The sequence below is a fragment of the Amycolatopsis sp. NPDC059021 genome (assembly GCF_042739895.1).
Lineage (GTDB): Bacteria > Actinomycetota > Actinomycetes > Mycobacteriales > Pseudonocardiaceae > Amycolatopsis.
Map to the genome: position 1 here is coordinate 1 of NZ_JBHYIQ010000102.1, position 10139 is coordinate 10139.

At 69.2% G+C, this 10139-nt stretch carries 8 protein-coding genes and 1 tRNA gene; 2 read left to right on the top strand and 7 right to left on the bottom strand.

What is annotated here, in order from left to right; all coding sequences use genetic code 11:
* Positions 1-462: 462 nt before the first annotated feature.
* Positions 463-1290, top strand: coding sequence for a class I SAM-dependent methyltransferase (locus ACFWX1_RS39150; protein WP_378394908.1), 828 nt, complete (start codon positions 463-465; stop codon positions 1288-1290).
* Here the strand turns inward: ACFWX1_RS39150 and ACFWX1_RS39155 are convergent.
* Positions 1287-2645, bottom strand: a complete 1359-nt coding sequence (locus tag ACFWX1_RS39155) for an ArnT family glycosyltransferase (protein ID WP_378394909.1) — start codon at positions 2643-2645, stop codon at positions 1287-1289. The two genes, ACFWX1_RS39150 and ACFWX1_RS39155, sit on opposite strands and share 4 nt — an antisense overlap.
* A gap of 287 nt (positions 2646-2932) precedes the next feature.
* Positions 2933-3859: a cation diffusion facilitator family transporter gene (locus ACFWX1_RS39160; RefSeq protein WP_378394910.1), complete on the bottom strand. Its 927-nt coding sequence runs from the start codon at positions 3857-3859 to the stop codon at positions 2933-2935.
* A 353-nt stretch (positions 3860-4212) separates the two neighbouring features.
* Between ACFWX1_RS39160 and ACFWX1_RS39165 the strand changes: the two genes are divergently transcribed.
* A tRNA-Arg gene (locus ACFWX1_RS39165) sits at positions 4213-4285 on the top strand.
* 128 nt (positions 4286-4413) lie between these two features.
* On the opposite strand, the gene ACFWX1_RS39170 is transcribed toward ACFWX1_RS39165, so the two are convergent.
* From ACFWX1_RS39170 to ACFWX1_RS39190, 5 genes are all read right to left on the bottom strand, one after another.
* The gene (locus tag ACFWX1_RS39170) at positions 4414-5826 is read right to left on the bottom strand and encodes a tyrosine-type recombinase/integrase (protein WP_378394912.1); all 1413 of its coding nucleotides are present in this window, start codon (positions 5824-5826) and stop codon (positions 4414-4416) included.
* Positions 5826-6011 (bottom strand): helix-turn-helix transcriptional regulator, encoded by a 186-nt coding sequence (locus tag ACFWX1_RS39175; RefSeq protein WP_378394913.1) that lies wholly within the window; start codon positions 6009-6011, stop codon positions 5826-5828. The genes ACFWX1_RS39170 and ACFWX1_RS39175 overlap by 1 nt, the downstream gene beginning before the upstream one ends.
* A gap of 227 nt (positions 6012-6238) precedes the next feature.
* On the bottom strand, positions 6239-7555 hold the full coding sequence (locus ACFWX1_RS39180) for a DUF3987 domain-containing protein (RefSeq protein WP_378394915.1): 1317 nt from the start codon (positions 7553-7555) through the stop codon (positions 6239-6241).
* A gap of 31 nt (positions 7556-7586) precedes the next feature.
* Positions 7587-9065 carry a DNA cytosine methyltransferase gene (locus tag ACFWX1_RS39185; RefSeq protein WP_378394916.1) on the bottom strand — a complete coding sequence of 493 codons (1479 nt, stop codon included), beginning with the start codon at positions 9063-9065 and terminating at the stop codon, positions 7587-7589.
* Complete coding sequence (locus ACFWX1_RS39190; RefSeq protein ID WP_378394917.1) at positions 9065-9994, bottom strand: bifunctional DNA primase/polymerase; 930 nt, start codon at positions 9992-9994, stop codon at positions 9065-9067. The genes ACFWX1_RS39185 and ACFWX1_RS39190 overlap by 1 nt, the downstream gene beginning before the upstream one ends.
* Between the last annotated feature and the right edge of the window lie 145 nt (positions 9995-10139).

Here is a 10139-nt window from a genome sequence, read left to right on the forward strand (position 1 = left end):
CACTTGCATTGTCGTCGGCAGGTTCTGTTGTTTTAAAGAGACAGCTCCTTCACAGCGTTAAGCGCTGCGAAGGAGGCCTTCACGGCCTTTCCGGGCGCTCGCGCGGGGCCGCTGGCGCGTCCTGAACGACGCGTTCGGGACGCTCAACGTCGCGTACGCGTCGTTCGCGGCATCGCTCCCACGTCGATGTGCGTCGATGTGCCGAGGGACGCCCGCGGTGCGCTCGACGCACCGAGGGACGCCCCCGTCGCACCCAACGCACCCAGGGCGTCCCTCTGTGCCTCCCGCCCGCAACGTGAACGTTCGCGGCGTCGGCTCGGTGGGCACGGTCCGTGGACCGACGGGGCGCTTTTGTGACGAGGGTGAGCATCGCCGCCGTGAGCGTCCGGACGCGCGGCACAAGAACGCGGGTTTCCGTTGCACAGCAAGGAAAATCTACGTTCCGGCGGTTAGGCTTGGCCGATGAGCGAAACCGATCTCCGGGAATCCGTCGCGGGATTGTTCGACCGGTCCTCGGAGACCTACGACGCGGTCGGCGTCGAGTTCTTCCCCGTTTTCGCGCGGCAACTGCTCGAAGACGTCGGCCTCAAGCCGGGTGAACAGGTCCTCGACGTCGGCTGCGGCCGCGGCGCGGTGCTCTTTCCCGCCGCCGAACGTGTCGGCGCGCAGGGGCGGGTGACGGGGATCGACCTTTCGCCGGGGATGATCGAACGCACCGTCCGGGACATCCGCGAGCGAGGCCTGGCCAATGTCACCGCCGAGGTGATGGACGCACAGGAACCCACGCTGCCGGGCGCGAGTTTCGACGTCGTGCTCGCTTCGGCGGTGGTGTTCTTCCTGCCGGATCCGGTCGCCGGCCTGCGGGCCTGGCACGGGTTGCTGAAGCCGGGCGGGCGGCTCGGGGTGACGATGTTCGGCGGCAACGATCCCCGCTGGTCCGGGGTCGAGCGGGTGTTCCGGCCGTTCGTGCCGCCCGCGATGATCTGGGCGATGGTGAACCCGGAAAGTCCCGTGGTTTCCCCGGAGAACTTCGAACGCGCGCTCGGCACCGCGGGCTTCACCACGATCTCCTCGGTGACCCGGGAGTACCCGATCGCCTTCTCCGGCCCGGAGCAGTGGATCGACTGGTCGCTGTCCCACGGTCAGCGCGTGTTCTGGGAGTTCGTGCCGGACGAACTACAGCAGCGGGTGCGCTCCGAAGTCCTCGACGAACTCGACCGGCTTCGCGAGCCCGGCGGCGGCATCGTGATGCGCCAGGTCGTGCGCTACACCCTCGCGAAGCGCGGCTAACGCGGCACCACGGCGTCGGGTTCGAGTTCCCGCCAGATCTCGGACCATGGCTGTCGCCTCCCGCTCAGCACGGACAGCGAAATACCGAGGCGGTCCGCGCCGATCCACTGTGCCCGGGTGAAATACGGGTCCAGGGCACGAAGATTCGGCCACGTGCTCACGTAGAGCACGACATCGGCGTCGTCCGGGGGCGTGCCGAAGTACCGATAGCCGCGATGCGGGCTGTAGACCTCCGGCAGCGCCAGCTCACGCTGGAAATGGTCAAAGGTGGCCGCTTCCAGATAGAGGTCGGTCACGATCACCGTGTGCGCCCGCTGTTCGGGAGTGAGGGCCCGGTGGTAGAGATCGGCCGCAGGCTGGACCCCGTGCCGTCCACTCAGGACGTCCACAGTGGACGCCAGGTACAGCATGGTCCAGACCGCGACACACGCCGAAAGCGCGTACGCGGGCCAGGCCACCCATGTCCACCAGCGCGCCAGGTCGCGTCGCGCGAACTCGACGGCGCCGGCGGCGATCAGTGTTCCGTAGAGCCCGACGGGATAGTAGGCGCGGCCGTCGACCACGGTGACGATCCCGACCACCGCGAAGAACGTCCACGCCAGGAACCGGTACGGCCGCAGTTCGGCGGCCCGGAACAGCCGCCAGAGCCCGTAGACGAGCAGCAGCGTGCCCAGCGCGCCCGCGTACAAGGGCGGGCTCACCAGCGTCGCCGTCCGATCGGACTCGGCGCTCACGGTCTGGCTGAAGCGCAGGAACGGCCAGCCGTGCGCCGCCTGCCAGACCAGCCCCGGCACGGCCGACCCGATCGCGATCAGCGCGCCCGCCCACAGCGACGGGCGGAACAGCAGCGGCCGCGGCCCGGAAATCAGCACGCCGATCCCGATGGCCAGCCACAGCACTGGGATGAGGTACTTCGTCTGCAGCGCGACGGCGGTGACGATCCCGGCCCACAGCAGTGGCCGGTCGTCGTGGAGGCCCTGAGCGTGTTTCCGCGTCCAGCGGACCACCAGCCAACTCACCAGCAGCCACCAGAACGGATCGATCGCGTACGTCGTCAGCCAGTGCGCGGACGGCAGTAGCCACCCGCTCACCGCGTACGCGCCCGCGGCGACGACCTGCGCGCACCGGTGGCCGCCGAGTTCACGCGCGGTGAGCGCGACGACCAGCACGCTCACGCCGGCCATCAGCGTGGACGGCAGGCGCAGCGCCCATTCGGAACCGGGGAACACCGCGTCGAGCGCGCCCGCGAGCAAGGGCACCAGCGGCGGCTGATCCGCATAACTCCACGCGAGATGACGGCCCGCGACGATGAAATAGTATTCGTCGTTCCAGTAACCGCCGAAAGAATTTGTCACGAGCAGCACAATGACCACGGCGCCCGCTATCGAAAAAACGGGAATCCTAGCCAGCTCAGGCGGCTTACCGGAATCCCGGACAGCTCCGGGAGCGGACAAGGCCGTCGATTCGGTCACCCTCGCACACCCTCGCGTTGTGCTTGTGTCACACCGGGACGGCGCAACGATGGCACCGGCGCCGGAAGGGTGTCAAGCCGGGGTATCCGGGCACGAAACCGCACGTGCACACAATTTTCGACGTGCCTGCCAAACGAGATTCACGAATTTGTCACCCCGCCCCGATCGGGTCACCAGGTGAGTTCTTGGCACCGGCGCGCACTTTGCGGAGCTTCGACCTGCAACGTCGCGTGCTCGATGGAATACCGGTCGGCCAGCAGATTCCGCGCCTCGGTGAGGACGCCCGACTGTTCGGCCGGGGACGCCACCGTCAAATGCGCCGAGGCGACCTCCATTCCGGAGGTGAGCGTCCAGACGTGCAGATCGTGGACGTCGGAAACCCCGGGCAGCGCGGCGAGTTCGGCGCTGATCGCGGCGACGTCCACCCCGTGCGGCGCGTGCTGGAACAGGATCCGCAGCGCGCGGCGGGCGAGCGTCCAGGTGCGCGGCAGCACGAACAGGCCGATCGCCACACCGATGATCGGGTCGGCGTACCGCCAGCCGGTCAGCAGCGTGATCAGCCCGGACAACAGCACCCCGACGGAGCCGATGAGGTCCGCCAGCACCTCGAGGTAGGCACCGCGGACGTTGAGGCTCTCCCGCGCGCCGGCCCGCAGGACGAGGAAGGACACGATGTTCGCGACCAGCCCGGCCGCCGCGGCGAGCAGCACCGGCAGGCCGGGCACCGCGGGCGGGTCGGAGATCCGGCCGATGGCCTCGACGAGGACATACCCGGCGACGCCGAACAGCAGCAGCGCGTTCGCCAGCGCGGCGAGCACCTCGGCGCGGTAGAGCCCGAACGTCCGGCTGAACGTCGGCCCGCTGCGCCGGGCGAGCAGGATCGCGGCCAGCGCCATCCCGACGCCGAGCACGTCGGTGAACATGTGCGCCGCGTCGGAGATCAGCGCGAGCGAGCCGGTCGCGAACCCGACCACGACCTCCAGCACCATGAACCCGGCACCGATCGCCAGCGCCACCACCAGCCCGCGGACGTAACGCCCGGACGCGCTCGCCGTCGCGGTGGCGTGCCCATGACCGTGCCCGTGTCCGTGGCCCATCGTCCAGCCTCCCGCTCGCGTATGGCCGCATGCGCATACCGCTAAGAAAGGTAACCCTAACCTCGGCTCCTGCACGGTACCGGAGAACGGCACTCCCGCCCTATCCCCCAGCCGAGGCGATCCCACGCTGTGGCGTCACGCACAGCGAGAGGCGACTCCGGGCGGGAACTACCTGCGGCCGTCGTTTCGCAGGTGAGGTGCCCAAAACCGGAGCGAGCACCGGCGCCCCGCCAGCGACAGCCATCCGCGCTTCCCACGTCGGCAGCGGACATCGGTCTCCCTGCTCGGCACGTAGGGCCCCCAGCGAAACGACCACGCGCAGGCATGCGCTAAGCTTGCTCCAGCAACGAGACGCCCTCGTAGCTCAGGGGATAGAGCACTGCCCTCCGGAGGCAGGTGTCGCAGGTTCGAATCCTGCCGAGGGCACCCCACCTGAACACGCAAAACCGGCCCCTACCAGCACAAAAGCGGTAGGGGCCGATTCGCGTCATTCCCGGCTATCCCCGGTGGACCACGGCCATCTACGGTCATCAGCGGCCAATGTGCGGCCACACTCAGCGCCGGGAGCCCAGCCCGCTTTCGACTTGCTGCCGAGCGGCCTGCTCGCCACCGTCGAGGAAGCTCGCGTAGACCTCCAGCAACACGGCAATCGACTGCCCCGCCCAGTCGGCCACCGTCGCGGCTGACACACCGGCGGCGAGCTGCGTGCTGACGGCGGCGTGGCGGAGGTCGTACGGGCGTCGCGCCAACGGCCCGCGTAGCACTTCCGCGCTGAACGTCGCCTCACGAGCGGCGCGGAACACCTTGCCGTAGGTCACCCGCGAAAGGACCCCTCCCTGCTCGCCGACGAACAGGCGGCCGTCCGGCCCATAGCCAAAGCATTCGATGTGGCGCCACAGAATTCCGGTCAACTCTGGCGGGCATGGCACTGGTCGGACATCGCCGGGCGCCCGCGATTTCAGCGGGCGATCCTCCCCGACCGTTCCGGTGTCCGTCCACAGTGCATCGACGTAGGGGCGGGCGCGTTCCAGGTAGATCGTGCCCCAGTCGTACTCGTCCTCCCCCGTCTCCGGGTTACGCCGCGGTGGCGGCAGAGCAAGGTGTTCCTTTCCGAGGTAGGTAGCTTCCTCCGGTCGAAGCGCGGCGAAGTACATGGACGCGAAGAACGCGAGAAGACGCTTCCCGCTGCGCGGGGTCTCGCCAATCGTGCGTAGCAATGTGCGTGCCTGTATAGGGTTCGGTACAGCCCGTCGGTCGATCTTGCGTTTCCCTTTCGGCATCTTCGTCCACTTCACATCCTGGAGTGGGTTGGTGTCCACCACCTTGAGTTCGTCCTTCGCGTAGTCAAGGAAATTGGACAGCACTGAGCGGGTGCGGCGGGCCACCGTGGGCGCATACGGTTCCCCATCGAGTCGTTGCGTCACGGCGCGCTGCAGGGTACGCAGCACTTCCGGGTCCGTAGCTGAGTCGACTTTCGCCGTGTTGCGGGACAACCATTCGAGCACACTGGCGACATTGGTCGGGACATTCTCTTCCGTGCGCCGCGGCGGGTTGTAGCCCCATTGCCGCACCACCGACCGCACCTGTGACGCCTCCGGACAGCCAGGTTTATCAAGAACGAACGCGGGCAAAACCCGAATCAGGGCTTCCACAGTCGTCTGTCGCGCAGTGGCGGCCAGATCCGGCCACTTCATTTCGACATAGCGGTACGTCGCCTCAAACCACGTCATGTCGGCGGTGGCGTTTCCCCACTCGACAGGCAATCCCGTCGTCAGGTCGAACCGAACACCATCACGCTGAGCGGAGATGAGCCCGGCGCGGAAACTGTCCGCCTGCGCGCGCACCTTGAAGCTGTCGCCGAACTCCTTGGTACCGACCTTCCAGCGAACGCGGCAGCTCGTGACCTTTCCCTTGGCGTTCTTGCGAGTGATGATGGCCCAAACCTGGACCCGGTAGCTTTCAGCCATCAGGCAGCCTCCAAATGGGACTCAAGCCAGCTATCGAGGTCGATGCGGCGGATGCGAAGTTGACGGTTCGGGAGTTTGATGCAACGCGGCGCAGTCCCCTTGGCGCGCCAGTCATCGAAGGTCGAGCGAGCTACGTCCAGTTCGGTGCAGACCTGGTCAATGGTGAGCTTTTCGTGTGCAGCCATGCCGTCGGTTCTCCGAAGATCGCGCGGGCGGTGGTCGCTGCGATGAACACAGATGTCTCCTTGGGGTGGAGTGGTCGGATGGGTGGGTGGTGGCGGTCTGGGTGGTGCGTACTCTGCGCACTTACGTACTTAGGGGCTGACCTGGGGTTTTGCTGGGAGCTAAGTGCGCGGGGTGCGTACTTAGGTGTGTGTGTTTGTGCTGGTCAGGGGCTAAGTGCGTAAGTGCGCTAAGTGCGGCGCGTGGGGGCGCGGGCGATGTAGACCTCGGATGGTTTGCCGGGTTTGCCGTCGGCGCGGGGCCGGGTGCCGGTGGTGATGCGTCCGGCGTCGACGAGTTGGGTGAGCATGGCGGTGAGGTCTTTGGGTGGGCGTCCGGCGAAGTGGTTGCGGTTGATTTCGGTGCGGGTGCGGCCGGTGTCCCCGGCCTCGGCGATGTAGGCGGCGAGGCGGGCGGGGGTTTCGGTGTCGGTGAACAGGGCTCGTGCTGAGGCGATGGAGTAGCGCACGAGCGCGGCGGCGGCGTGCAGGTGTTCGGGGTGGATGGCGTGCTGGCCGTCGAGGGCGGCGTGGATGGCGGCGATGCGCAGGCAGTTCGGGACGGCGCGGGAGATGAACTGCTGGACGTGCGGGTGGTGGCCGGTGGTGTCGGTGTTGAACTCCAGGTAGAGGTTGCGCCACACCGGCGTGGCGGTGCTGGTGAAGCCGATGACCCCCAGCCGGCCGCCGTCGTCGAGGCGCTTCTCCAGCTGGGTGGCGATGCCTCGTACCAGCTCGGGGGCGGCACCTTGGCTGAGCGGCAGGGCCTTGGACCAGGCCACCGCCAGCGGCAGGAACCGGTTGTAGGTGCCCCCGGCCATGTCCGCGTCGGACAGTTTGGACTTGAACTCGCCGGGGGTGATGTGGGCGACGATGCCCACGTGGGACTCCGGGGCGATGCGCGCGTTGACGGTCAGGGTCGAGAGGTCCCCGCCTTCCCATGCCTGGCGCAGGATGGCGTTGAGGCTGTTGCCGTCGCGTTTCATCTTGGCCATGACCCCGCCCCACTCCGATTCCAGCACCAGCAACCGGAGGTCGCCGGGGGCCTCGCCGTCGTCGTCGAGGGCGAAGCGCTGCGCGAGCCCTTCCCCGGAGGTGAGGCCGGACTTCACGTTGGCGGTGGTGAACGTCGGGTCGGTGTCGTGGATGATCCGGCGCGCGGCCGACCAGGAGGTTCCTTTCTTGCCGGTGGCGGTGTGCCCGATGACCAGCGGCCAGACCAGCAGCGGGTGGGGGTCGTCCCCGGCCCGCACGTGCGGGCCTTGTCCGAGGTGGACCCCGGCGAAGGCCAGCAGCGACGCGAGGATCGCGATCGGGTCGGCCTCGCTGGTGGGTTCGACCTGCCGCACGATCTGCCCCAGGTAGCAGTCGAACATGGTGGTGTCGGCGGTGGGCAGCCACGCGCGGGCGCGGGCGACCTCGGCCGCGGCGCGGGCGGTGAACTCGTCCGCGCCGGGCGGGATGTCCGGCGGATACACCTGGCGAAGCGGGCGGGCAGGGCTGGTCATCGGGACGTCGTTCCTTTCCGATGCGGGTGGTTCAGGCGGCGCGGGCGGTCCGGGTTTCCAGCGAGGCGACGGCGGCGCGCACGAGCCATTCGGCGGCGGGCGGGGTGACGCCGTTGCCGAGCTGGCGCACGCGTTCGCGTTTGTTGCCGGTGACCTGGTAGCCGGGGGTGAAGGCCATGGCGGCTTGGATCTCGTGCACCGCGAGCATCCGGAACCGGCAGTCGTCCACATCGGGCACCGCGTCCGGCACCGGCGCCGACGTCTTCTCCTCCGGCGGCTGGTGGCGGACCAGCATGTGGTGGTTGCCTCCGGCGCAGACGGTGGCGAGCGGTTCGGCCACGTGCCGGGCGTCGGAGCGGCCGCCGCGCAGTTCGGCGACGAACGCCAGCCCGGCGGTGTCCACTGTGGTCATCGTCGGCATCGGTCGTGTCGCCTCGCGGGCGACGCCGGTGCCGTAGTACGGGACCACGAGCGCGGTTTCCCGCCGGGTGGTCTGCGTGCGCATCGGCTCCGAGGAGTGCGTGGCCTGCTTGCCGTCGCGTCCCTCGACGGGCACCAGCAGCGCTTCGGACTCGCGGGTGGTGCGGGTGCGGAACGGGTGCCCGGCCGGGTAGGTGGCGTCGTTCCACGAGCCCCCGGCGGTGACCAGTTGCGGGCCGGTGAACCGGCGCAGCCCGGCCTCGATCCGGGCGAGCGTCTTGCCGGACAGGGGTTTCTCCCGGTCACCGATGCGCTGCCCGGCCAGGCTCCAGTCGATCGCCGACGCGGCCGGGAGCGCGTAGGGTTCCACGATCTCGTTGCGGCACGCGGTGTTCGGGCACCGGTAGAGGTACTGCTGCCGGTAGCGGCCCACGGTGGTGGCCGGGTTCTTCCACGACTGCACCGCGGCCACCTCCCGGTCGCACCCGGGGCACCAGGCGGCCGGCCGGATGTCGAGATCCGGGGCGGGGTTGCCCTTGCGCCAGAACACCACGTACAGCCGATCCCGTGACTGCGGTGCGCGCGGGGCGGCGATGGCGGGGGCGTGCATGGAGTTCAGCGACACCAGCTTGTGGTGGTAGCCGTAGGAGTCCATGGCCATCAGCCACGCCCTAAACGGCGCCCACTTCGCCGCGTCCACGACGTTTTCCACGATCACCACGTCGTAGCGGTGCGCCTCGGCGAAGCGCGGCACGTCCCACATCGTCGCCCGCGAGCGTTCGGCGACATGGTCCGGCACGACGTCGCCGAACAGGTCCGGCTGCGCCACATCGAGGTGCTTGCGGCCCCGGGCGATGGAGTGGTTGGTGCACTCCGGGGAGGCCCACAGGATGTTGGAGCGCCGGTAGCGGCGCGGCTCCACCTGCGAGATGTCCGCGCAGTCGTGCGCGCAGCCGGGGAAGTTGAGCTGGTGGGTCTCGATCGCCCGGGGCGAGTGGTTCGCCGCCATGATCAGCTCGACCCCCGGCACCGACGTGGCCCCGAGACCGGAGCCCCCGGCACCGCAGAACAGGTCCGTCATCGTGTACATCAGGCGGCGTCCTTCCGGTGGGCGACGGGGTTGCGGGCACCGGCGGCCAGCCCGGCGTCGACGACGCGGGCGATCTCGCGGTCGGTGCAGTCGCACGAGGCGGTGACCATGTGGGCGGCGGCGGTGATCAGGTCGGCGCGGGCGGTGGCGTGGTCGATCAGCCCGGCGCCGACCTTGCGGCCGATGGTGTAGGCAGCGGACGACAGCACGGCGTTGTGCTGCTCTGGTTGCGCCGCTCGCACGCGCCCGCACTCGTTCGCGAGTGCCACCGACCCGTAGGTGCTCGGGGCGACAGAGCGGATCTGAACGGGCGCTGAGATGGCCGGAGACGGACTTTCGGCGATGGCCTGGACTAACCAGCCCGGCAGTTCCACCGGATCGCGGTCGTCGGTGAGGTCGTAGGCACCCTGTTCGGTGACCGACCCGGGTCCTACCACGTATCCGCCCCACGCTCGGGTGTCGACCAGACGGCACACCTTGCCCTTGGTGGAAGGCAGCCGGGACCCGGGCGGAGCGAGGTAGTAGCGGTGGATGCCCCCGCTCGGGGTGGTCACGGTGTAGGTGTCGGGCAGCGGTCCGCCGCACTCACCGGCGAGCCATTCGAGCCGGTTCGCTCCGGTGGGGCCGTCCTCGCCATCCTTGGGCATGTCGCAGTCGATGACGACCAGCCCGGATGGGCCGGTGGCGATGCCGATGTTGAACGGGGCGCGGTCCCACGCGTCGCCGATGACGGCGGTGTCAGTGGTGGCGCGCTTCTCCGGGGTCTGGTGCCCGTCGGCGCACCGGCCGGTGCCGGGGCAGCGGGCTTCGGCGTGCCCGGTCGGGATCTTCGTGCCGGGGCGGAGCGGGAAGACGTGCCAGCCCATCCCGGCGGCGTAGAGCGCCCACTCCCGCAACGGGTTCGCGGCGCTGCTGTTGGCGGTATCCATCTCAGACCTTCCACAGTGGACGAATGCGAGGGAGGGGGCGCCGGGGGGGGGGGGGGGGGCGGGGGGGGGGGGGCCCCCGCCCGCGCCCCCCGCCACCGCGGACCGACGCGCCCACCCCCCCCCCCCCCCCCCCCACACACCCCCA